Origin of the sequence: Paraburkholderia sp. BL6665CI2N2, assembly GCF_004366535.1 — a bacterium.
Lineage (GTDB): Bacteria > Pseudomonadota > Gammaproteobacteria > Burkholderiales > Burkholderiaceae > Paraburkholderia.
Genome location: NZ_SORC01000001.1, coordinates 2,783,864 through 2,805,878, shown reverse-complemented (window position 1 = coordinate 2,805,878; position 22,015 = coordinate 2,783,864). Strand labels below are relative to the sequence as shown.

Here is a 22,015-nt window from a genome sequence, read left to right as displayed (position 1 = left end):
CAACCGGCCGGACGCGGCACGGTTGCAGGAGGCGATAAAAGTGACCCGGGTGGCGGCGCGGAGTTCCGCTGCGCCGCCGCAAGAAGCTCGCGATTATATTTCTTTTCGTGACAAATCGGCTTGAGACAGGGCAAGGCGGCCCGCGCGGTGCGGGTGCGCCGCCGGTGTCAAGTCCGTGTGGCGTTGCGCCGTTTACCTCAATGAGCGCCGCGACAACAGGGCCCGCCGCACCAAGTGGAGATTTTGCAACGTTTTTAGATATCGACACGACACCCAATGGACGGCGGCCTAACGGCGTGTGAGGATTTCTGTAAAGCGCGTCAAAGGTTGGTGCAGCACCTTGTGAGGCGCAAAGAACAAGCGGCCGGATCGAGTTGTCCCATTGCTCGAGTGCAGGGAGATCGTCATGAACAAGCAAGTGCTCGCGCTAGCTGTCTCCACCGCCGTGTCCGCCGCTTTCGCCGCGCCCGCCCTGGCGCAGACGAGCGTCACGCTGTATGGCGTGCTCGACGAAGGCATCAACTACACCAACAATGTCGGCCGCGGCCATGTCTATGAACTGGCGAGCGGCTTTGCGCAAGGCAGCCGCTGGGGGCTGAAAGGCGCCGAGGACCTGGGCGGCGGCCTCAAGGCGATCTTCCAGCTGGAAAACGGTTTCGACGTGAGTTCCGGGCGGCTCAATCAGGGCGGCCGCATGTTCGGCCGCCAGGCTTTCGTCGGCTTGAGCGAGAACCGGTTCGGTACGCTGACCTTTGGCCGCCAGTACGATTCGGTGGTCGACTATCTGGCCCAGACCACGGCGAACGGCAACTGGGCCGGTTCGCTCTTCTCGCACCCGTACGACAACGACAATACGGATAACTCGTTCAGGCTCGACAACTCGGTCAAGTACACGAGTCCGTCGCTGTCCGGCTTCCAGTTCGGCGGCGTGTATAGCTTCAGTAACGACACGAACTTCGCTAACAATCGCGCGTACAGTTTCGGCGGCCAGTATACGTATGGCGGCTTGCTGGTGGCCGCAGCCTATCTGCAGGCCGACAATCCAGGCAATGGCGCGAACGGTGCGATCACGGCGAACGACGCCAGCTTCATCGCCGCCCGCATGCGCGTGTTCGGCGGCGGCATCACTTACACGTTCGGGCCGGCGACAGCCGGCTTCGTCTATACCAACTCGAACTATCTGGACCCGACCGGCAACGGCTATCTCGGCGTGACGCCGCTCGTGCCGCCGGGCGTATTGCTGAACTCACTGAAGTATCAGAACTTCGAGGTGAACGGCAAGTATCAGATTTCGCCGATGCTGTTCGTCGGCGCGCAGTATGTGTACACGATGGAAACCTACGACGCCTCGACCGGCGGCGTGAAGCCGAAAATTCACTCGTTCGGTTTGATGGCGGATTACAACCTGTCCAAACGCACCGATGTCTACATCCAGGGCCAGTATCAGCAGGTGACCGGCGACACGACCTATTCGATTCTGGACGATGCCTTCAACGTCGGCACGCAATCGCCGTCATCGACCTCGAAGCAGGTCGTGGTGCGCGCGGCGATCCGGCATAAGTTCTGATTTCACCTCACCTGACCGTATCGCGCGGGCGTCCTGGAGCCGATCAACTCCGCCACCCAGTCGACGAAAATCCGCACGCGCGGCGCCAGATGCCGGCCATGGGGAAACACCACCGACACCGGCAGCGGCGGCGCTCTCCAGTCCTTCAGCACTTCGACGAGCTCACCGCTCTCGAACAGCAGCGCATCCACGCTGCCGACCGGCCCCTGAATCATGCCGAGGCCGGCGAGGCAACAGCCGATATAGGCATGCGCGCTGTTGACCGAGACGGCGCTGCGCATTGCCACCGTCTTCAGTTCGCCTTGTTCCAGATATTCCCAGTCGAGATCGCGCCCGCTGCGGCTGGAGAAAAAACCGACCGCGACATGCTCGTCCAGATCGGCGGGCGTATGCGGCAGACCATGTTTCTCGATGTAGCCGCGCGACGCGCAATTGAACTGCTCGAACTCGCCGATGCGCCGCGCGACCAGCGTCGTGTCGCTCATGCTGCCGACCCGCACCGCGCAATCGACGCCGTCCTCGATCAGATCGATCATGCGATCGGTCGCGCTCAGCACGACGCGAATGTCCGGATAGCGCGCGAAGAAGTCCGGCAGCGCGGGAATCACCACGTGCAGCGCCAGCCGCTCCGGCAAGTCGACGCGGATCACGCCGCGCGGGCCGGCGGCGACATCGGCGAAGAGCGCTTCGGCGTCGTCGATATCGGCTAGCACCTGGACGCAGCGCTCGTGATAGGCGGCGCCTTCGGGCGTGAGCGCGACGCGCCGCGTGGTGCGCTGAAGCAACCGCACGCGCAGATGGCTTTCCAGGTATTGGATCGCGTTGCTCACGGTGGGGCGCGGCAGTTGCATCTGCTCGGCGGCCTTGGTGAAGCTGCCGAGTTGTGCGACGCGCGCGAAGATTTTCATGGCCTGCAAGTGATCCATCGACGATGCTCTCCGTCTGAGCCCGCTCGGGCCGGGTTCGGTGGTTTTCCATTGTGCCGATTGTTAACCGTTTTCGACCAATCTGATCGAGCGGCGCGCCTTTATCGCTACCTCGGCCAGGCGCAGAATGCCGTTCAGAGTTGGCGAACCCGGCTGCGAACGCGGCTTCAAGCGCGGCGTCAGGCACGCCGGTTCGCCGTCATCTTCAACGCGATCAAACGACTTCGGGAAGGCACACAATGAATACACGTCAACTGGGCCGGCAGGGCCCACAAGTTTCCGCCATTGGCCTCGGCTGCATGGGCATGTCCGATCTGTACGGTCCGGCCGACCGCGACGAAGGCATCGCCACGATTCACGCGGCGCTCGACGCCGGCATCACCCTGCTCGACACGGGCGACTTCTACGGCATGGGCCACAACGAAATGCTGATCCGCGACGCGCTGCAAGGGCGTCAGCGCGAGAACGTGGTGGTCAGCGTGAAATTCGGCGGAATGCGTCATCCGGCCGGCGGCTGGATCGGCTTCGATGCGCGGCCGGTGGCGGTGCGCAATTTCCTCGCGTACACGCTGCGGCGGCTCGGCACCGACTATATCGACATTTACCGTCCCGCGCGACTCGACCCGGCGGTGCCCGTCGAGGAGACCGTCGGCGCCATCGCCGATCTGGTGAAGGAAGGCTACGTGCGCGAGATCGGTTTGTCGGAAGTCGGCGCGCACACGCTGCGCCGGGCGCGGGCCGTCGCGCCGATTGCCGATCTGCAAATCGAATACTCGCTGATGTCGCGTGGCATCGAGGCCGAAATCTTGCCGGTGTGCCGTGAACTCGGCATTGGCATCACGGCGTACGGCGTGTTGTCGCGTGGTTTGCTGAGCGGCGCGTGGTCGAAAGAGCGTGGCGCGCAGAAGGATTTTCGCAGCGTGAGTCCGCGCTTTCAGGGTGAGAACCTCGAGCGCAATCTGGCGCTGGTCGAGACGTTGCGCGGGATCGCCGACGCGCGCGGCACCAGTCCGGCGCAACTGGCGATCGCGTGGGCGCTGTCACGCGGCGACGACATTGTGCCGCTGGTCGGCGCGCGCCGCCGCGGCCAGTTGACGGATGCGCTCGCCGCCACTGGCTTGAAACTGGGCGCCGAAGAACTGGCGCGCATCGAAGCGGCGATTCCGCCTGATGCCGTGGCGGGCTCGCGCTACAACGAAGTGCAGATGGCGCATCTGGACAGCGAACGCAGTGGGCATTGATCGGCTAATCGACCAGCCCGCGGTGGGAAAATGGAAGAGATAAAACGAATCGCGCGCCTTGGATAACGGATTATCACAAGGCGCGCGAATTGAATGCGGTGAATATCGAGCGGGGTATTTAAACCGGATTAACGCTCAATTCATCACGTAATTCTGAAACAGAATGCCGACGATCACGCCGAACGGAATGCTGAAGGTCCGGCCGCGAAGCGTGGCATTGATGTCTTCATCGAGGACGAAGCTGCAGCGGCGCTCGCGCCACACGGTTTTATAGGCCAACGGTTTTGCATCGACGATTACGATGGAAATCAGCGCGGTCAGGACAACCTGTTCGAGCGCATGCAGTTTGGCCATGAACGGCGAAAATTCGCCGGCATTGCACAGGAGCACCATGACGACGGCGGCAATCAGGGTGCCGAAGAAAAAACCGCTCATGAATCGGCTTGCTGAACTGAGAGAATCCATTTGAACCTCGGCTGTATGCGCCGCCTTGACAAAAAGCGGCGCATCGAAAATATTCTGACGGAAAGGGTTTCCATTCGATAAACCGGCGCCGCCTTGACTACGGCGCCGGTCGACCTCAACGGGATACGCAAGAATATTTTTATTGCCTTGTCCAACCTATCGTCCTTTTCCTAATGGCGCTTAAGATCAGTCCGAAAAGTACGGAAACTCGCCACGTTTTGAGCTAGGTGCCGAACAGATTCAACCTGGCGTACTGCAACAGCATGATGGTTTTTCCGTCGACGATCTCGCCGCGCTCGATCATCGCCAGCGCATCCTCCACCGGCAGTTCCAGCACCTCGATATCTTCGCCTTCGTCGGCGAGGCCGCCGCCCGCGCCGACTTTCGCCACTGCATCGTATTCAGCGACAAAAAAGTGCAGTTTCTCCGTGACCGAACCCGGACTCATGAAGGCCTCGAAGACCTTGCGGACGTCGTGCACGCGGTAGCCGGTTTCTTCCTCGACTTCCGCGCGAATCCGCTCTTCCGGCGACGCGGTCTCCAGCAGTCCGGCCGGCGTCTCGATCAGCATACCGTGATGACCGTTGACGAACGCCGGCAGCCGGAACTGGCGCGTCAGCACGACCGTGTGCCGGTGTGGTTCGTAGAGCAGCAGCGTCGCACCGTTGCCGCGGTCGTAGGTTTCGCGGCTCTGGCGCTGCCAACTGCCGTCGGCGCGCCGGTAGTCGAAGGTGGTTTTTTTCAGCACGTACCAGTCGTCCGACAGCACCTCGACGTCGACAATCCTGACCCGTTCGGCGGTTTCGTTCATGGCTCGCATCCTGTCCAGTGGGAAATGCGGTTCGCTCCGCATGCGAATCATGGTATCGTGCGATATCGTGCAAAAACAAGTAATTTCGTGCAATCCCCGCGAAATCCGCCTAGGACCACCGCCATGCTCACATCGCAAAGAAAGCAGCTGATACTCGACGCGCTCAAGCGCAACGGGCAGGTGATCGCCAAAAGCTTGAGCGCCGAATTCGAAGTCTCCGAGGACACGATTCGCCGCGATCTGCGCGAACTTGCCGCCGAAGGCCAGCTTCAGCGCGTGCATGGCGGCGCACTGCCGGCGTCGCCGGCGGCAGTGGATTTTGCCGGGCGCGAGCGGATCGAATCGGCGTCGAAGGCGGCGATCGGCCGGGCGGCGGCGGGCATGATCGCGCACGGCCAGATTGCGTTCGTCGACGGCGGCACGACGGCCGTGCAACTGGCGCGCCATCTGCCGCGCGACTTGCGGGCGACGATCGTCACGCATAGCCCGAGCGTTGCCGTCGAACTCGCGGAGCATGCCGAGCTCGAGGTCGTGATGATCGGCGGCCGCCTGTTCCGGCATTCGATGGTCAACGTCGGCGCCGCGGCCATCGAAGCGCTCAGCCACATTCGCGCGGACCTGTATTTCATGGGCGTGACCGGCGTGCATCCGCAAGCGGGCCTGAGCACCGGCGACAGGGAAGAGGCCTATGTGAAACGCGCGTTCGCGGAACATGCCGCGGAGACGGTGGTGCTGGCGTCGGCGGAAAAACTCAATGCGGCCTCGGCGTACAAGATCGCGGATGTCACGGCGGCCAGTGCGATCGTCGTCGAACGGAACACGGATGAGGGCTTGACCTCGCCGTTCGAGGCCTTGGGCATCAGCATCGTGCGTGCATAGTTCGACATACTGATTAAAAAGCCAAAAAATAGAGCGCCAAAAACCGCTGTAATCCCGTGAATATGGCGCTTCATACCAGATCCGTTATTTGCGAGATAGTGCACAAAATTTGACGCACGCTGCGGCGAATTAACGCGATAATCCGGCCCCTTGCCCTCTGTGGGGCAAGGAAAGGCAACTCACGGTAGTTCAAGGTCAATCAGATCGACTGCGGCGCGACCGAAGTGACGGTCGTCGCAGGTCGCCGGTACGCCCGGACGTTAGATAGCGTCCGCGGTTCGAATACCTCCCTCGTGGTGATAGCCGTTCAGCGCAAGTTCGTCGTGTGTGCCAGCACGCACGCGGAGGCTCGCGTGCGACGGTCGGCGCCCCGCGTCTTTCTGACGACGCCGGAACAGTTACCTCGCGGGCCGCCTCGATGGAAGCCCCGCGAGGCCGGGTTGCCGCCGTATTCACTAAAGGAGAAGTCCATGGGGAAACTCGACCTTTCGCGTCGCAGTTTTCTGAAGGCCAGCGTGTTGGCGGGTGTGTCGGTGTATATCGCGCCGATGGGCAGCCGCGCATTCGCTGCGTTGTTCGAAGAGAAAATCCTGACGCCCGTGCAGTGGGATGCGGCCAACGGTCAGGCGAAATTCCGCATCGACGGGATCGCCAAGGTCACCGGCTCGAAAGTGTTCGCGCGCGACATTCGCGCCGCCGACATGCCGCACTGGCCGCAGCAGCAATCGCACGCTTTCATTCTGCGCACGACGCAAGCCGACCGCAGCTACGAAGGCTTCGACCTGTCGCTGCTCGGCGACGAACTGAAGCCGGACCGCGTGATCACCGCCGCCGATCTGGCGCGCGACGGCCTGATCTTCCCAGCTTTCTACGGCGACGACATGCTGTTGCCGCCGGGCAAGACACCCGCGTATCTCGGCCAGGCGGTGGCGATCCTGATCTATCACGACTTCGCGCGCTTCCGCTTCGCAAAAGACAAGCTGAAGTTTCAGGATCAGATCATCCGTTACGGCGCGCCGACCGGCGCGCTCGAACGCGATCCGTGGGGCACGTTCCGCTTCGTGCGGGTCGGCGGCAAGACGCCGTACGACGACGACACCTTCTCCAGTCTGAAAGACGCGCCCGTTTTCCCGAGCATGATGCGCAAGCACCAGCCGGTGTGGCCGGACGGCGTCGAACACGGCAAGCTCGACGAGCAGGGCATGTTCCACGCCGCGCGCATCCAGCAGGAACTCGATCAGCCGTCGGCGGACTGGCTGGTGATGGAGCGCGAGTACAACACGCAGTCGATCGACACGGCCGCGCTCGAGCCCGACAACGCGAACTGCTGGTACGACGCGGCGACGCAATCGCTGCATATGGTCGTGCCGACCCAGGCGCCCTCCGAAGTGGCCGACAGCGCGGCCGAGATGGTCGCGAAGTGCGCATTCCCGGTAAAGCATCTGTTCCTCCACCCGTGTTACACGGTGGGCTACGGTTCCAAGGATCACTTCAACGTGCCGTTCTACGGCCTCGTTTGCGCGATGTATGCCGACGGTCGTCCCGTGCGCCTCGCCAACGATCGCTACGAGCAGTTCCAGACGTCGCTGAAGCGCCACGCGTTCAGGATGAACTACCGCATCGCCGTCGATAAAAAAACCGGCCTGCTGCAATCGTTCAAGGCGCAGATGGAAGCGAACGGCGGCGGACGTTGCAACTTCTCGCCGTCGGTGGCAATGGTCGGTGCGACGGCCGCGCAGTCGATCTACTACTTCCCGAAGAACGATCTGTCGGCGGTGGCGATTGCTTCGCGCGCGATCGACGCGGGTTCCGCACGCGGCTACGGCACGCTGCAGAGCATGGCCGCGACCGAGATGATGATCGATGAAATCGCCGCGCAACTCGAACTCGATCCGATCGAGTTCCGCCTGAAAAATGCGCTGCGTTCCGGCATGAAGAACACGCAAGGCGCAGTGCCGGCCGGCGCGATTCGCGTCGACGATGTGCTGAACAAAGCGAAGCTGCATCCGCTGTGGACGAACCGCGCGAAGCGCAAGACCGAGTTCGAAGCGGCGCATCCGGGCAAGCGTTACGGCGTCGGCTTCGCGTGCGTGCAGAAGGACTTCGGCACCGGCGCGGAGGCTTCGTTCGCGAAGGTCGAATTCAGTGCCGACGGCAAGATCGGCCTGCAACACACGGCCGCCGAAATCGGCACCGGCATGTCGACCTCGCAGGCCGTCGCGGTGGCGAAATGGCTCGGCAAACCGGCCACCGACGTACACGTCGCCATCACCGACTGGCCCGATCTGCCCGTGGTGACGAGCGGCGATCCGTACATGATGTCGCAAGCCGATCAGGACAAACTCGCGGCGAATCCGCGCTGGTCGCCGGGTTACGCGTCGCCCTCGAGCGCGACGAATTCCGCTTACTACTTCACGCATAGCACGCGCGAAGCGGCGCGCGTCGTGTTCACGCACGGTCTGTGGCCGGCGGCGATGTCGATCTGGAGCCAGGGCATTGGCGGCGGCCAGGCCGCGCCGTTGCTGGTGCGTATCGAAGACGCGCGCTGGGTTGACGGCAAGCTCTCCGCGGCAGGCCTCGAAGCGCTGCCGTTCGAACAGCTCGCGAAGAAGGCGCACGAACTCGGACTCGTGACCGGCGCGACCGTGCACGTGTTCAACCGGTGGCAGTGGACCGAAGCGGACTTCGAGATCGACGGCAGCATCGAGCGCTGGCCGCTCGACGGGCTCGCGGTGCGCTACGGCGACAGCGCGTCGGCCGATAAGCAGAAGACGCAGACCACGCCGAATCGCTATCGCGTGCTGGATCGTCAGCGTGTGTTTATTCCGCCGGTCCAGCGCAACAACGCGGCCGTGACGTACTACAGCGCGGTCGGCACGCTGGTCGAACTGTCGGTGCATGAAGCAAGCGGCAAGGTCGATCTGCTCGCGCATCACTCGATCATGGAATGCGGCAATCAGATCTCGCCGCAACTCGTGTCCGGCCAGTTGCAAGGCGGTCTGGCGATGGGCATCGGCCACGCGCTGCATGAATATCTGCCGCTCTACGAAGACGGTCCCGGCAACGGTACGTGGAACTTCAATCGTTACCACTTGCCGCGCGCGACGGACGTCGCCGTCTGGACGCAGACCGGCGAAGTGCTGCCGCCGCTGACCGAAACCGATCCGCCGAAGGGCATCGCCGAAGTGGTGATGATTCCCGTGGTCGGCGCCATCGTGAACGGGATCGCGCACGCGATCGGGCATCGCTTTACCGACCTGCCGGTCACCCCGCAACGTATTCAGGAGGTGCTCGCATGACGGCCCCTAATCAAACCAACGCAAATGTCGCTAGTGGCGCGGTGAGCGCTGCTGCGGCAAGTGGCGCTTCCGCAAGCAGCGCTTACGCCGCCTCTGCAAGCGGCTCTTCTGCCACTCAGGCGAGCGGCGTCGCCGCGGCTTCGGCTGCCGTCGCTGCCAGCGCGCCTGCGGGCGCGTCCGCGGCCAGCGCGGTCGAGCGACCGCTGACGCAATTCCGCTCGATGCCGCTTTCGATCAAGGTCAACGGCGAGATCGTCGGCCCGACCGATGTGCCCGCCGGCCTGATGATGATCGACTATCTGCACGAGTACCTTCACTTGACCGGCTCGCGCCTCGGCTGCGGCCAGGGCGTTTGCCACGCGTGTGTGGTGATCGTCGACAAACCGGACGGCACCAGCGAAGAAGTGCGCACCTGCATCACCGGCGCGAATTTTTTTCACGGCAAGTCCATTCGCACGATCGAAGGCCATGCAAAACGCAACGAAGCCGGCGAGGTCGTCGAACTGGCGCCGATCCAGCAGAAGTTCCTCGAGCACTTCAGTTTCCAGTGCGGCTATTGCACGCCGGGCTTCGTCAATGCGGCGACCGTGTTGATCGAACGCCTGAAGCGTCAGCCGGTCGCTAAAGACAAGGTCGAGGAAACCATTACCGAAGCGTTGAACGATCACATCTGCCGCTGCACGGGCTACGCGCGCTACTACGAAGCCGTGAAGGAAGTCGTGCTGACGACGCCGGGCCTCGTAAAGGACGCCGCACAATGAGGCGACCCATCACCTTGCGCCGCACGCTCTTGCTGCTCGGTACGGTGCTCACGCTGAGCGCGTGCGGCGGTAAGCACGACGACTCCGCCGCACTGGCCGCGGCCGCCGCATTGGGACCGCAAGCCACCGCCGCCGATCCACTCGCGCGCGGCCGCTACCTCGTCAAAGCCGCCGATTGCGCCGCCTGCCACACCACGGCAGACGGCGCGCCGTTCGCCGGCGGCGTGAAGCTCGCTTCGCCGTTCGGCACCTTCTACGGCACGAACATCACGCCGGACAAGGACCACGGTATCGGCAACTGGAGCGCGGACGACCTGTACAAGGCGCTGCACGACGGCGTCGCGCCGGACAAGCAGCTCTATCCGGCCATGCCGTACACGTCGTACCGCCGGCTGTCGCGCGCGGACAGCGATGCGATCTACGCGTACCTGATGGCGCAGAAGCCGGCCGCGGTGGCGAACCACGAGCCCGAACTGTCGTTCCCGTTCACGCTGCGTTTCGGCGTGCGTTTCTGGAACTGGATGTTCCTGGAAGACGCGTTGCCGGATGCGTCGACGGGACAGACGGCGCAGTGGAATCGCGGACGCTATCTGGCGAGCGCGCTCGGCCATTGCACCGAGTGTCATACGCCGCGCGGCACGTTCGGCCAGCTCGACGGCGCAAAGCCGTTGACCGGCGCGGCGCTCGGCCGGATCGCGGCGCCGGATATCACGCCGCATGGTCTCGCGGCTCGCGGCTGGACCGCGGCGGATTTGCAGACGTTCTTCGCCACCGGCATCGCGCCGCAGGGCTCGGCATTCGGCGAGATGTATCCCGTGGTGCATCTGAGCAGCCAGTACCTGACGCATGACGACTTGCGCGCGATCTCGACCTACCTGCTCGGCGACCAGGCCCCCGCGCCGCAACCGCTGCAGCCGGTTTCCGCGGATGCCGCTCAGCTCGAAGCAGGGCGCAACGTGTATCTGGGCGTGTGCGCGGGCTGTCACGGATTGAACGGCGAGGGCAAGCCGCATGTTGCCGTGCCGATGCATGGCAATTCGACGCTGCGTCAAAGCGATGCCCACAATCTGATTGCGGCGATGCTCGACGGCATCGGCGCGCAGGATTTTCCGGGCCTCGAACGGATGCAGGAGATGCCCGGCTTCGCCAATCAACTCAGCGATACGGAACTCGCGCAACTCGCCAATTATCTGCGTGCGACGTGGGGCGGCCAGCCTGCCGATGTGACGGCGGATGCGGTGAAAGCACTGCGTTGAACCGTTGATGTGCTTCCGGCGCCTTCTGTCAGGGCGCCGGGCGCAGGCATTCGAAGAAACCGACGCTTCGGGTTGTTAAGGGCGTCGGTTTTTGCTTGCGCCGCTTCGGTCACCGTGCCTCCTCCTGGGGTCGCGCAATGAACTCGCGCGCCACGGTCTGCTCAAATGGTATCGCGCCGCTGCCGGTTAGCGGCGCGCGTTACGTTACGCCGTAGGCAAGGCAGATTCCTTTCACGGAGACTTCATGAGCAATCGCGCGACGGAGATCCTTCCGCATCATAGTTACGTTTATTCGCTGGGCGCGCCGCTGGCCTGCGTGCAAGGCACGATCAGCAAGGTGTTCGCCAGCCCGGAAAATCACAACGGCGCCAATCACCAGCACTTCGTCATCAAGATCGACACTGTGGTGAAGTTCGAAGGCGGTACGGAAAATCTCGTGGGCACCGAGGTCTTCGTCGCCGTGCGGTTCGGCGATAACGAGGGCCTCGCGCATGAGATCCCCAACTTGCAGGCCGGCCAGCCGATCGAAGCCCAGGGCGAGTACATCCCCGACGCCAAAGCCTATCCCACCGAAGACAATCGCAATCCCGTTCTGCCGGTACTGCACTTCACGCATCACCCGGTGGGTTACGTGAAATACCAGGGGCAGTATTACAGCTAGCCCTGTCTGGTCGAGCCGGACGGACGCCGTTCCGTCCGAGCGCCGCCACGACGCGGACTTCACACCCACGGTCGCCAGCGCTGACGATTCAAGTTTCCATGCCACTCTGCCGTTAATGCAAACGTAATCGCGCGCTTGCCGAGGCGTGGCCGTAGGTGCCTTTTGCATGACTTGCAAACGCGCACCCGATCCGCCGGCGGCACACGAAACGCGGTCCTGCGACAACCCGATTTTGCGACGGTCACGCGGATGCCTGACGGGCACGCGCCGCGCGTTCACGTTGCATGCGCAACGTTATCCGCAATACCCAGCGTAAGGTTTGTATCAAAGTATGTGGCTCGACGCGTTTTGTATAAAACGCACTTTACAATTCCGCTTGAATTTTAATCGGCAATCTGGCCCTTTCCGCGGAAGATCGGCTGTTTCGGCGGGCGCCATGGGCGCGTCCCAAGTGTTCGAAAGCTTGTGAAGGCAAGGGGTTGGGTTGGTCGGCAAGGCGAGGGTGAGCGCCGCACGAGGCGGCTTTGTCGTGTCGCAGGGAAAGCAGCGCGCCGTCCGGGCGTGCGCGTCGCTTGCGACAAGGCAACATCCAGCTCGCCAATGAACGAGGCAGGAGTCGAACAAGATGGGAAAGCGCTTCGACAGAACAATGATGGCCAGTCTGGCTGGCGTATGGGTCGCGCTGGCGGTCAGCGGTTGTGCGAATGTGGGTCAGCAGGGCGCGCAGACAGGCGCGGCAGCGGGCGCGGCGCCCGCGTCAGGTGCGCTGGCGGCAACCGCGCCGGCCTCCGACGCGACAGCGGTTGCACCGCCAGGCATCAACGCCGACGGGAGCGCGCTGCTCAAGAATTCGCCGCCGCTCGTGTATCGCGTCAAACGTGGCGACAGCCTGGCGCGCATCGCGCAGCATCATCATTGCAGCGTGAAGCAGTTGCAGGCCTGGAACGGATTGAAGGCGTCCTCGCGGTTGAAGTTGGGACAGGTCTTGCACGTCGCGTCGCCGGAAACGGTGCGGGCGGTGAACGCGGCCAACGCGGCCAATGCGGCAGCGAAAGCCGCGGCGGCGTCCGCATCGAGTGCTTCGGTCGCGGCGCGGCAGCCGGCGTTGGCGTCGGGCGCTACGCAGTTACCGTCGCAGACCGCGCAAGCCCCGCAGTCGCCGGCGCCTAGCTCTGCTGAAGCACGCGAAGTGGCGCATCAAACCGCACGGCACGCGAACGGCGTAGCGCTGGCCTGGCCCGCGGGCGGGCGGGTGGTCGAGGGATTCCAGCCGGGCGAAACACGCGGCATCGAAATCGGCGGCAGGCCGGGCGATCCGGTGCGGGCCGCGGCCGACGGCAAGGTGATGTACGCCGGCACGGGCCTGAACAGCTACGGCAGTCTGATCATCGTCCAGCACAACAAGGACTTTCTGACCGCCTACTCGCACAACCGCAAGCTACTGGTCAAAACCGGCGATATCGTCATGCAGGGGCAGCAGATCGCGGAGATGGGCGACGAAAAGAACTCGCGCGTTTCCGTGGGTTTCGAGTTGCGCCGCGACGGCAAGCCGATCGATCCGATGCCGTACCTGCCGCAAGGACGCGGCTAGGCGAGCGGCTTCAATCCAGCCACAGCAGCGCCGCGGCGACAATCGCTTCCGGCGCGTCTTCCTGCATCAGATGGCCGGCTTTCGGCACCGCCTGAAAGCGCGCTTCCGGTATGGCCGCGGCCAGTTGACGGCCGTGCGCCAGTGGAATCCACTGGTCTTCTTCGCCCCACAGAATTTGCACCGGGCAACGTAGCTGCGGATAGCGCGCTTCGACCTCGTCGGTGTAGCGCTGATCCATTTGCGCGATCTGCCGGTAGAACGCGGCCTGGCCGGTTGCGCCGAGCCATGGCGTCACATAGGGCGTGAGTTCGTCGTCCGGAATCTCGCGCGCGATCGCGCCGCGCACATACGCTTTCACCACCGCCTCGTGAATGTACGGCGGCAGTCCGGCAAACGCGTCGCCGTGATCGCGCACATGCCGCACGAACGGCGAACCCCATGGTGCGACCGCTACCGGATCGATCAGCGTGAGGCTGCGGTAGTCGCAGCCATCGATCAGATGCGCGCGCAATGAAGTCGCGCCGCCGAAATCGTGCGCGATGACGTCCGGGCTTGTCAGTTGCCAATGCGCGAGCAATTCCGCCAGCAAAGCGTTCTGCACGCCCAGCGAGACGTCCGCGCCGTCGCGCTGTTCGGATTGCCCGTAGCCGAGCAGATCGTAGTAATAGACGGTGCGTGTCTGGGCGAGATGCGGTGCAATGCGATGCCACACATACGAAGAAAACGGCGTGCCGTGAACCAGCACCAGCGGCGGACCATTGCCCGTCACGTTGAAACGCACGGCTTGATCGCGGAAGGCATAGCTTTCGGGGAGCGGCCAGATTTGCATGGCGATGAGCGTCGCAAGAGGGTCTGCCTACCTTAGCAGGGCTTCGTGAAGCATGCTGACCGGCTTTTCGTAGCTCCCGCTGAAGATCTCCCGCAGAAGCTCACCTTTGTTTTATTCAGCAAAACCAGGCAAATTCAGCCATGACTAGATCGCGCACTCGTTTCAATCGCAAACGAGCGAGGCCGGCAACACGCACTCTTACGAATCGCGCATAAATTGGCCTGAAACAAGGCCTCGTTGCGTTGGACGTGTTCGAAAACCCTGGTAATCGCGACGACGGCGCACCCATGCCGTCATCGCGCAAACACGGCACGATGGGTCGAAGCGCGCGTATTCAATGGTGAGGAAATTCGGGAGCCGAGGCGGGACGAACGCAACGCGCCACACGATCATGCCGAGGGCCAAGTGCGAGCAACGCTCAAACAGAGCGCGGCCCGAACTCGCACCACACGAGCGCAGAAGGCCGCGCGCAACCGGCTACTTCGATTCGTACCCGCGTAACAACTGCGACACCTGGCCATGGTGATGCAGGATCGCCGGATCGGCCTGCAACAGCGGCAGATAGCGTGGCAAAAAAGTATTGTTCGGCTGGTCGGGCGAGAAAAGTCCCGTCACCGCTTCGGCCGCGGCGATGCGGTCGGCGGCTTCGGCTTCCTTATCGTCGAGAATTTCGTCGACGTTCGCTATGACTGTCGAGAGCGCCGCGAGCCAGCGGAACCCCGACCCGTTGATGAGCACCTGCAGGAAAGCTGCCGGTGTGACCGGGCCAAATTCCTTTTCGTACACGGCACGCTCGTGATCGAGAATGGCCTTGTGCAGCGCCAACAGCGGCCGGCGAATGTCCGAGAGGAATTGAGTGCATTGCGAGTCGTCCATGTGTACTGCTCCTTCGGATAGTCAGTCAGACCGGATCCATGCTAACAAAATCACCCGGCATTGATTCAATTAGATTCACTGGCGTATAGAGGCCGATCATCAAGGCCGATGCGCGGATCGTCTGCCGTCGATTAAAAACACCTTTCAACTGCGCACTTAGCACCCGCGAAATGCCTCGGGCTGACCGCAGTGTGCAGCCACGAGGCGAATTTTTTAATGCGCGTCTACAATTCGCCGGTCAGTATCGGCAGGTTCGCGCCCATGCATTTATCGCCGTTTTCAAGGACCGGAAAAAACAGCATACGTATTAGTCCAGTCAGTCGAATAAACGCGGTGAGTCTTTATGTTTTGGTCCGACGTCTCTGTCTAAACAGCTTGATAAACAATAAACCCCACTCGGAGCCGCTCCATGACAACGCTGAATATCAATGGCCAGACGCACACCGTCGACGCGCCGCCCGACATGCCTCTCTTGTGGGTCTTGCGCGATATCGTCGGCCTGACCGGCACGAAGTTCGGCTGCGGCATTGCCCAATGCGGCGCGTGTACCGTGCACCTCGACGGCGTGGCGGTGCGCTCGTGCGTATTGCCGGCAGCAGCCGTCGGCGATAAAAAGATCACGACGATCGAAGCGGTGGGCAGCACGCCGGCCGGTCAGAAGGTGCAGCAGGCCTGGCGCCAACTGGACGTGGTGCAATGCGGCTACTGTCAGTCGGGGCAGGTCATGTCGGCGGCGTCGCTGCTGGCAGGCAACCCCAATCCTACCGATGCGGATATCGACGCCGCCATGGCCGGCAATATCTGCCGCTGTGGAACCTACAACCGTATCCGCGCGGCGATCAAGCAAGCCGCTAAGGGGGCATGACATGTCCCAGGGATTGCTTGATTCACAAAACGGCGCGCATGCGTCGAAGGCCGGCGCGCGCGCCGCAGCCGGCTTTTCACGCCGCAGCTTTCTGAAATTCGGCGTGACGGTCGGCGCGGCAGCGGGCGGCGGTCTGCTGCTCGGCTTCAGCATGCCGGCCGCGAGCCAGGATCAGAAGGCCGGCAAATCGGTGATCGGCGGCGACGGCGTAGAAACGCCGCAAAGCGGCGTGTTCGCGCCGAACGCGTTCATCCAGATCGATACCGCGGGCAAGGTCACGCTCGTGATTCCGAAGGTCGAGATGGGCCAGGGCGTCTACACGTCGATTCCGATGCTCATCGCCGAAGAACTCGAAGTGCCGCTCGACACGATCACCATCGATCACGCGCCGCCGAACGAAAAGCTCTTTATGGATCCGCTGCTCGGCGGCCAGCTCACGGGCGGTTCGACCTCGATCCGCTATGCGTGGGAGCCGATGCGCAAAGCGGGCGCCGCTGCGCGCACCATTCTGATCAGCGCGGCGGCGCAGCAATGGCAAGTCGATCCGGCAAGCTGCCATGCGCAGGCTGGACAGGTGATTCACGAGGCCAGCAAGCGCAGCATCGGTTACGGTCAGCTGGTGACGGCAGCTGCCGGTCTGCCCGCGCCGCAGAACGTCAAGCTCAAGGACCCGAAGGACTTCAAGCTGATCGGCACGGCGGTTAAGCGCCTCGATTCGCCGGAGAAGGTGGACGGCACGGCGATGTTCGGTCTCGACGTGCGCGTGCCCGACATGGTCTACGCGGCGATTGCGAACTGCCCGGTGTTCGGCGGCACGCTTGCCAGCGTCGACGACACCAACGCGAAGAAAATCCCCGGCGTGCGCCAGGTCATCAAGATCGACAACGCGGTCGCGGTGATCGGCGACCACACGTGGGCCGCCAAACGCGGCGTGCAGGCGCTCGTCATCAAATGGAACGAAGGGGCGGGCGCGAACCTGTCGATGAAGCAGATCGTCGACGATCTCGCCAATGCCTCGCAGCGCGACGGCGCGGTGGCGCGTAAAGATGGCGACGTCGGCAATGCGTTCTCCAATGCGAAGACACGCGTCGACGCCGTGTATCAGCAGCCGTTTCTCGCGCATGCCACCATGGAGCCGATCAACTGCACGGTGCATGTACGCCCCGACGGCTGCGATGTCTGGCTCGGCTCGCAGGTGCCGACGCGTGTGGTGGATGCCGCCGCGGCGGTCACGGGTCTGCCGGCCGACAAGATCGTCGTGCACAACCATCTGATCGGCGGCGGCTTCGGCCGGCGGCTCGAGTTCGACATGGTCACGCAAGCCGTGAAGGTGGCCAAGCAAGTGTCGACGCCGGTGAAAGTGGTCTGGACACGGGAGGAAGACATTCAGCACGACATGTACCGCCCGTATTACTACGACAAGATTTCGGCCGGCCTCGATGCGAATGGCAAACCGGTCGCATGGCAGCACCGGATTGTCGGCTCCTCGATACTGGCGCGATTCGCGCCGCCCGCGTTCAAGAACGGCATCGATCCGGACGCGGTCGAGGTCGCGTCGGACTTGCCGTACGACTTGCCCAATCAGCTGATCGACTACGTTCGCCAGGAACCGCGCACGGTGCCCACCGCATTCTGGCGCGGCGTGGGACCGACGCGCGGGACCTTCGTGGTGGAGAGTTTCATCGACGAACTCGCGGCGCAGGCGAAAGTCGATCCTGTCAAATACCGTCAGGACCTGCTCGGCAAGACGCCGCGCGCGCTCAACGTGCTCAACGTCGCCACGCAAGCGGCGAACTGGGGCAGCGCGGTGCCCAAGGGCCAAGGGCGCGGTGTGTCCGTCATGCATGCGTTCGGCAGCTTCTTCGCGATCGTCGTCGACGTCGCGGTGGAGCAGGGCGAGGTGGCGGTCAAGCACGTAACGTGTGCGGTCGATTGCGGCATGGTGGTCAATCCGAACACGGTCGAAGCGCAAGTGCAGGGCGGCATCATCTTCGGCATCACGGCGGCGCTCTACAGCGAGATCACGATCAAGGACGGCCGCGTCGAGCAGAACAATTTCACCGATTATCGGATGCTGCGGATCGATCGGACACCGCCTATCGACGTGCATATCGTGAAGAGCGGCGAGGCGCCCGGCGGCATCGGCGAACCCGGCACGGCGGCACTCGCGCCCGCGCTGACCAACGCGATTTATGCGGCCACCGGCAAGCGGCTGCGGCAATTGCCGGTCGGCAGCCAACTGCAAACCGTCTGAACGGAGCCCGACATGAAAAACACACTGAAGGGTTTCGGCGCGGCGCTGTGCGTGGCACTGCCGTTGTTCGCGCAAGCTCCGGCGCGAGCGGCGGATCAGGCGTTGGTGCAACGCGGCGCTTATCTGGCGAAGGTCGGCGATTGCGTCGCCTGTCATACGGCGCCGAAGGGCAAGCCCTTCGCGGGCGGTCTGCCGATGACCACGCCGATGGGCCAGATCTACACCACCAACATCACGCCGGACCCGCAGACGGGCATTGGCGGCTATACGGAAGAGGACTTCGCCCGGGCGATGCGCGAAGGCGTGGCGAAAGACGGCCACAACCTCTATCCGGCGATGCCGTATCCGTCGTACGCCAAGGTCAACGACGACGACATGAAAGCGCTGTACGCGTATTTCATGAGCGGCGTGGCGCCGGTGCAGCAGGCGAATCGCGAGCCGGACATCAAGTGGCCGTTGAACATGCGCTGGCCGCTAAAGTTCTGGAACATGGTGTTCCTGGATAAAGGCGTCTATCAGGACAAGCCGGCCAAGGACGTCGCGTGGAATCGCGGCGCGTATCTGATTCAGGGGCTTGGGCACTGCGGGTCGTGCCACACGCCGCGCGGCATCGCGTTTCAGGAAAAGGCGCTGGATGAAAGCGGCAGCGCGTTCCTGACCGGCGGCGTGCTCGACGGCTGGTTCGCGGCGAATCTCACCGGCGAGCAGAACGTCGGTCTCGGCCGCTGGAACGATCAGGACTTGCAGGCGTTTCTGAAGACCGGCGCGAATCGCCATGCCTCCGCATTCGGTTCGATGACCAGCGTGATCAACAACAGCACGCAGGGCATGAACGATACGGATATCGCTGCGATGTCGACGTATCTGAAGTCGCTGCCGCCGTCAGGGGGCAACGGTGCGCCGCCTTATAAGTACGATCCGCAGGCGACGAAGGTGTCGCTGGACCGTCCCGCGAACGATGCCGGCGCGCGCGTCTATACGGCGTATTGCATGCACTGCCACGGTGTCGATGGACGCGGCTTCGCGCCGATGCTCGCGCCGTTGTCCGGCAATCCGAACGTATTGGAGAAGGATCCGTCGTCGCTGATCAACGTGACGTTGAACGGCACCGAGGACTTGGTGATCGGCGGCATTCCCGCGCCGTATCCGATGCCGAAGTACGCGCCGGTGCTCAACGACCAGCAGATCGCGGATGTGCTGACCTTCGTGCGCGCCGGATGGAACAATGGCGCGCCGGCGGTGACGGCGGACGACGTGGCGAAGCTGCGCAAGTCCACGCACGCGGCTCGCTAGTTCTGCGGGGCTGGCGATAAAAAAACGGCAACCGCTTCATTTGGTTGCCGTTTTTGTTCATGCGCGGGAGCGAGGCATCAACGATGTTGCCCCACCTTCTGCCGTTTCTCCAGCACTCGCGCGTACCACGTCAGCGGGAAGCACATCGCGAAGTAGATCATCGCGACCATGCCGTAAATCGGGAACGGGCGGAATGCGGCGTTGGTGATCATGGTGCCGGTCTTGGTCAATTCGGTGAAGCCGATGATCGACGCGAGCGCCGTGCTTTTCACCACCTGCACGAGAAAGCCGACCGTCGGCGCCACCGCGATTTTGCGCGCCTGCGGCCACACGATATAGCGTAACTGCTGGCCGAACGTCATGCCGAGACTCGCGCCCGCGGCCCACTGGCCTCGCGGCACGGCTTCGACGCAGCCGCGCCAGATATCGACCAGATACGCGCTCGTGTAGAGCGTCAAGGTGACGGTGGCGGCGACCCACGGCGACACATCGACACCGAGCAGCGGCAAGCCGAAAAACGTCAGAAAGAGCTGCATCAGCAGCGGCGTGCCCTGAAACACCTCCACATACAGCACGACGATGCGGCGCAGCCAGGCGATCGGCGACACGCGCATTGCGAGCAGAATCAGCCCGACAACGCCGCCGCCGACAAACGCGATCAGCGACAGCAACACAGTCCAGCGCGCGGCAAGCAACAGATTGCGGGCGATGTCCCACAGCGTGAATTCGACCATGATCAGCGCTCCGTGGGCAGAGTGCGGGCGCCGCGCCACATCAGGCGATTGCGCCAGTTACGCGGCGCGCTTTCATTGCCGCGCGCCGCACGGCCCGCGAACAGACCGCGGCCGAGCCGGTTGAGGATTTGCCGCAACACGATCGACAGCAACAGATACGTTGCGGTGATGATCAGGTAGCTCTCGAACGAACGGAAGTTGCGCGACTGGATGAAGTTGGCCGCGTACGTCAGATCGGGCACGGAGATCTGCGAGACCACCGCCGAGCCGAGCATGACGATCAGCACCTGGCTCAGCAGCGCGGGAAACACATTGGCGATGGCCTGCGGCAGCACGATGAAGCGAAACACTTGCCGCCCATGCAGACCGAGCGCCTGCGCCGCCTGCACCTGGCCGCGCGAAATGGAATCGATGCCGGCGCGCACGATCTCTATGGCATAAGCGCCGAGATTGACGGTCATGGCCAGAATCGCGGCCTGCACTTCGTCGATATGAATGCCGAGGCTCGGCAAGCCGAAGAACACGAAGAACAACTGCACGATGAACGGGGTGTTGCGGATCAATTCCACATAACTCGCCACCACCCAGCGCGCCCATTTCGGCCCGGCCACCGCCACGCTCGCGCCCGCGATGCCGACGATCCCGCCGAGCACGGTCGAGACCGCCGTCAGCCCCAAAGTCACGGCGACGCCGCGCGCGAGCATCCCCGCATAGAGGCCGAAGCCGCTGAAATCGAACGCATAGGTCATGGCGTGGCGCTCATCGTGAGGTCAAACTCCGGCGCGGACCACGCTGCGTGGTCCGCGCAAAAAGGTTCAGAGGTCGGCCGGCAGCGGCGCACGCAGCCACTTCTGCGAAATCGCGTTCATGGTGCCGTCCTTGCGGGCCTTGGCAATCGTTTCGTCGACCTTCTGCTTCAGACGCGGCTCGTTCTTGTTCAAACCGACGTGATCGGGCGAGCTGAACAGCGAGAACTTCTGCTCGGGATCGTTGGCCGGATGACGCGCGAGAATCGTGGCGCCGACGTCGTTGCCGACTACCATCAACTGTACCTGACCAGAAAGGAACGCCGAAATTGCGCCGTTAGGATCGTCGAATCTTTTGATGTTCGCCGTGGGCGGCGCGATCTTGGTCACGCTCAGGTCTTCCAGCGTGCCGCGCGCGACCGAAATGGATTTGCCGGCGAGGTCGGCGGCGTTCTTAACCGGCAGGGCTTTCGGGCCGAACACCGCGAGGTAGTACGGCGCGTACGGCTGCGAGAAGTCGATCACCTTTTCGCGTTCCGGCGTCTGGCCCACTGACAGCAGCATGTCCGCCTTGTGGTCGGCGAGATAGGCCATGCGGTTGTCGCCCGTCACCTGGACGAGTTCGACCTTGGCGCTGAGCGCCTTGCCGATCAGGTTGGCGACGTCGATGTCGTAGCCCATCGGCTGCATGTCCGGGCCGATCGAGCCGAACGGCGGATAGTCTTCGAACACGCCAATGCGTACCGTGCCCGATTTGGCGATGTTGTCGAGCGCGTCCGCATGGGCGGCCGACGGCAACGCGCACAGGGCGCCGAGAGCGGTGAAGGCCAGCGTCGCGGCGAGCGTGGCGAACACGCGGCGGGTGCGGGTCGGGGTAGCGGGGCGGTGGTTCATGGTCTGTCCTCTGTCGAAAATGTCGCTGTTGGAATGGGCGAGTTTGCGTGGGTCGGTGGCGTGCGGC

General features: G+C 63.3%; 19 protein-coding genes. 11 read left to right on the top strand and 8 right to left on the bottom strand.

The features are described 5' to 3' along the window. Positions 1-406: 406 nt before the first annotated feature. Positions 407-1,567: a porin gene (locus B0G81_RS12475; protein ID WP_134135831.1), complete on the top strand. Its 1,161-nt coding sequence runs from the start codon at positions 407-409 to the stop codon at positions 1,565-1,567. A gap of 2 nt (positions 1,568-1,569) precedes the next feature. Here B0G81_RS12475 and B0G81_RS12470 read toward each other — a convergent pair whose 3' ends face one another. Beyond that, the gene (locus tag B0G81_RS12470) at positions 1,570-2,493 is read right to left on the bottom strand and encodes a LysR family transcriptional regulator (protein WP_134135827.1); all 924 of its coding nucleotides are present in this window, start codon (positions 2,491-2,493) and stop codon (positions 1,570-1,572) included. 239 nt (positions 2,494-2,732) lie between these two features. Here B0G81_RS12470 and B0G81_RS12465 point away from each other — a divergent pair, with 239 nt between their 5' ends. Next, positions 2,733-3,734 carry an aldo/keto reductase gene (locus B0G81_RS12465; protein WP_134135823.1) on the top strand — a complete coding sequence of 334 codons (1,002 nt, stop codon included), beginning with the start codon at positions 2,733-2,735 and terminating at the stop codon, positions 3,732-3,734. A gap of 135 nt (positions 3,735-3,869) precedes the next feature. On the opposite strand, the gene B0G81_RS12460 is transcribed toward B0G81_RS12465, so the two are convergent. Continuing rightward, a complete protein-coding gene (locus B0G81_RS12460) occupies positions 3,870-4,199 on the bottom strand; it encodes a hypothetical protein (RefSeq protein ID WP_134135819.1) in 330 nt (109 codons plus the stop codon). Positions 4,200-4,422: 223 nt separating this feature from the next. Continuing rightward, positions 4,423-5,010 carry an NUDIX domain-containing protein gene (locus B0G81_RS12455; RefSeq protein ID WP_134135815.1) on the bottom strand — a complete coding sequence of 196 codons (588 nt, stop codon included), beginning with the start codon at positions 5,008-5,010 and terminating at the stop codon, positions 4,423-4,425. Between the two features lie 123 nt (positions 5,011-5,133). Between B0G81_RS12455 and B0G81_RS12450 the strand changes: the two genes are divergently transcribed. From B0G81_RS12450 to B0G81_RS12425, 6 genes are all read left to right on the top strand, one after another. Beyond that, on the top strand, positions 5,134-5,889 hold the full coding sequence (locus tag B0G81_RS12450) for a DeoR/GlpR family DNA-binding transcription regulator (protein ID WP_134135812.1): 756 nt from the start codon (positions 5,134-5,136) through the stop codon (positions 5,887-5,889). Positions 5,890-6,359: 470 nt separating this feature from the next. Continuing rightward, positions 6,360-9,188 carry a molybdopterin cofactor-binding domain-containing protein gene (locus tag B0G81_RS12445; RefSeq protein WP_134135810.1) on the top strand — a complete coding sequence of 943 codons (2,829 nt, stop codon included), beginning with the start codon at positions 6,360-6,362 and terminating at the stop codon, positions 9,186-9,188. Then, the gene (locus tag B0G81_RS12440) at positions 9,185-9,949 is read left to right on the top strand and encodes a (2Fe-2S)-binding protein (protein ID WP_134135806.1); all 765 of its coding nucleotides are present in this window, start codon (positions 9,185-9,187) and stop codon (positions 9,947-9,949) included. Before B0G81_RS12445 ends, B0G81_RS12440 begins: the two co-directional genes overlap by 4 nt. Beyond that, the gene (locus B0G81_RS12435) at positions 9,946-11,205 is read left to right on the top strand and encodes a cytochrome c (protein ID WP_134135804.1); all 1,260 of its coding nucleotides are present in this window, start codon (positions 9,946-9,948) and stop codon (positions 11,203-11,205) included. Before B0G81_RS12440 ends, B0G81_RS12435 begins: the two co-directional genes overlap by 4 nt. 244 nt (positions 11,206-11,449) lie before the next feature. Continuing rightward, the gene (locus B0G81_RS12430; RefSeq protein WP_106280920.1) at positions 11,450-11,866 is read left to right on the top strand and encodes a hypothetical protein; all 417 of its coding nucleotides are present in this window, start codon (positions 11,450-11,452) and stop codon (positions 11,864-11,866) included. 625 nt (positions 11,867-12,491) lie between these two features. Continuing rightward, a complete protein-coding gene (locus B0G81_RS12425; RefSeq protein WP_134135802.1) occupies positions 12,492-13,457 on the top strand; it encodes a peptidoglycan DD-metalloendopeptidase family protein in 966 nt (321 codons plus the stop codon). A 10-nt stretch (positions 13,458-13,467) separates the two neighbouring features. Here the strand turns inward: B0G81_RS12425 and B0G81_RS12420 are convergent, their stop codons facing one another. Continuing rightward, positions 13,468-14,286: an alpha/beta hydrolase gene (locus tag B0G81_RS12420; RefSeq protein ID WP_134135798.1), complete on the bottom strand. Its 819-nt coding sequence runs from the start codon at positions 14,284-14,286 to the stop codon at positions 13,468-13,470. Between the two features lie 477 nt (positions 14,287-14,763). Further along, complete coding sequence (locus B0G81_RS12415) at positions 14,764-15,162, bottom strand: hypothetical protein (RefSeq protein WP_106280784.1); 399 nt, start codon at positions 15,160-15,162, stop codon at positions 14,764-14,766. A gap of 409 nt (positions 15,163-15,571) precedes the next feature. Here B0G81_RS12415 and B0G81_RS12410 point away from each other — a divergent pair, with 409 nt between their 5' ends. From B0G81_RS12410 to B0G81_RS12400, 3 genes are read left to right on the top strand one after another with little or no spacing between them, the layout of a single operon-like run. Further along, a complete protein-coding gene (locus B0G81_RS12410; protein ID WP_106280786.1) occupies positions 15,572-16,027 on the top strand; it encodes a (2Fe-2S)-binding protein in 456 nt (151 codons plus the stop codon). 1 nt (position 16,028) lies between these two features. Further along, positions 16,029-18,281: a xanthine dehydrogenase family protein molybdopterin-binding subunit gene (locus B0G81_RS12405; RefSeq protein ID WP_134135794.1), complete on the top strand. Its 2,253-nt coding sequence runs from the start codon at positions 16,029-16,031 to the stop codon at positions 18,279-18,281. A 12-nt stretch (positions 18,282-18,293) separates the two neighbouring features. After that, positions 18,294-19,574 carry a cytochrome c gene (locus B0G81_RS12400; protein ID WP_134135791.1) on the top strand — a complete coding sequence of 427 codons (1,281 nt, stop codon included), beginning with the start codon at positions 18,294-18,296 and terminating at the stop codon, positions 19,572-19,574. Between the two features lie 77 nt (positions 19,575-19,651). Here B0G81_RS12400 and B0G81_RS12395 read toward each other — a convergent pair whose 3' ends face one another. The 3 genes from B0G81_RS12395 to B0G81_RS12385 form a co-directional block, all read right to left on the bottom strand. Next, a complete protein-coding gene (locus tag B0G81_RS12395; protein ID WP_106277827.1) occupies positions 19,652-20,308 on the bottom strand; it encodes an amino acid ABC transporter permease in 657 nt (218 codons plus the stop codon). 2 nt (positions 20,309-20,310) lie between these two features. Next, on the bottom strand, positions 20,311-21,057 hold the full coding sequence (locus B0G81_RS12390; protein WP_134135788.1) for an amino acid ABC transporter permease: 747 nt from the start codon (positions 21,055-21,057) through the stop codon (positions 20,311-20,313). A gap of 66 nt (positions 21,058-21,123) precedes the next feature. Further along, positions 21,124-21,948, bottom strand: coding sequence for a transporter substrate-binding domain-containing protein (locus tag B0G81_RS12385; RefSeq protein ID WP_134135784.1), 825 nt, complete (start codon positions 21,946-21,948; stop codon positions 21,124-21,126). Between the last annotated feature and the right edge of the window lie 67 nt (positions 21,949-22,015).

Excerpts from the sequence above, each read along its gene's own strand:
- B0G81_RS12475 (WP_134135831.1), top strand. The coding sequence starts at position 407 with ATGAACAAGCAAGTGCTCGCGCTAGCTGTCTCCACCGCCGTGTCCGCC.
- B0G81_RS12470 (WP_134135827.1), bottom strand. The coding sequence starts at position 2,493 with ATGGATCACTTGCAGGCCATGAAAATCTTCGCGCGCGTCGCACAACTC.
- B0G81_RS12465 (WP_134135823.1), top strand. The coding sequence starts at position 2,733 with ATGAATACACGTCAACTGGGCCGGCAGGGCCCACAAGTTTCCGCCATT.
- B0G81_RS12460 (WP_134135819.1), bottom strand. The coding sequence starts at position 4,199 with ATGGATTCTCTCAGTTCAGCAAGCCGATTCATGAGCGGTTTTTTCTTC.
- B0G81_RS12455 (WP_134135815.1), bottom strand. The coding sequence starts at position 5,010 with ATGAACGAAACCGCCGAACGGGTCAGGATTGTCGACGTCGAGGTGCTG.
- B0G81_RS12450 (WP_134135812.1), top strand. The coding sequence starts at position 5,134 with ATGCTCACATCGCAAAGAAAGCAGCTGATACTCGACGCGCTCAAGCGC.
- B0G81_RS12445 (WP_134135810.1), top strand. The coding sequence starts at position 6,360 with ATGGGGAAACTCGACCTTTCGCGTCGCAGTTTTCTGAAGGCCAGCGTG.
- B0G81_RS12440 (WP_134135806.1), top strand. The coding sequence starts at position 9,185 with ATGACGGCCCCTAATCAAACCAACGCAAATGTCGCTAGTGGCGCGGTG.
- B0G81_RS12435 (WP_134135804.1), top strand. The coding sequence starts at position 9,946 with ATGAGGCGACCCATCACCTTGCGCCGCACGCTCTTGCTGCTCGGTACG.
- B0G81_RS12430 (WP_106280920.1), top strand. The coding sequence starts at position 11,450 with ATGAGCAATCGCGCGACGGAGATCCTTCCGCATCATAGTTACGTTTAT.
- B0G81_RS12425 (WP_134135802.1), top strand. The coding sequence starts at position 12,492 with ATGGGAAAGCGCTTCGACAGAACAATGATGGCCAGTCTGGCTGGCGTA.
- B0G81_RS12420 (WP_134135798.1), bottom strand. The coding sequence starts at position 14,286 with ATGCAAATCTGGCCGCTCCCCGAAAGCTATGCCTTCCGCGATCAAGCC.
- B0G81_RS12415 (WP_106280784.1), bottom strand. The coding sequence starts at position 15,162 with ATGGACGACTCGCAATGCACTCAATTCCTCTCGGACATTCGCCGGCCG.
- B0G81_RS12410 (WP_106280786.1), top strand. The coding sequence starts at position 15,572 with ATGACAACGCTGAATATCAATGGCCAGACGCACACCGTCGACGCGCCG.
- B0G81_RS12405 (WP_134135794.1), top strand. The coding sequence starts at position 16,029 with ATGTCCCAGGGATTGCTTGATTCACAAAACGGCGCGCATGCGTCGAAG.
- B0G81_RS12400 (WP_134135791.1), top strand. The coding sequence starts at position 18,294 with ATGAAAAACACACTGAAGGGTTTCGGCGCGGCGCTGTGCGTGGCACTG.
- B0G81_RS12395 (WP_106277827.1), bottom strand. The coding sequence starts at position 20,308 with ATGGTCGAATTCACGCTGTGGGACATCGCCCGCAATCTGTTGCTTGCC.
- B0G81_RS12390 (WP_134135788.1), bottom strand. The coding sequence starts at position 21,057 with ATGACCTATGCGTTCGATTTCAGCGGCTTCGGCCTCTATGCGGGGATG.
- B0G81_RS12385 (WP_134135784.1), bottom strand. The coding sequence starts at position 21,948 with ATGAACCACCGCCCCGCTACCCCGACCCGCACCCGCCGCGTGTTCGCC.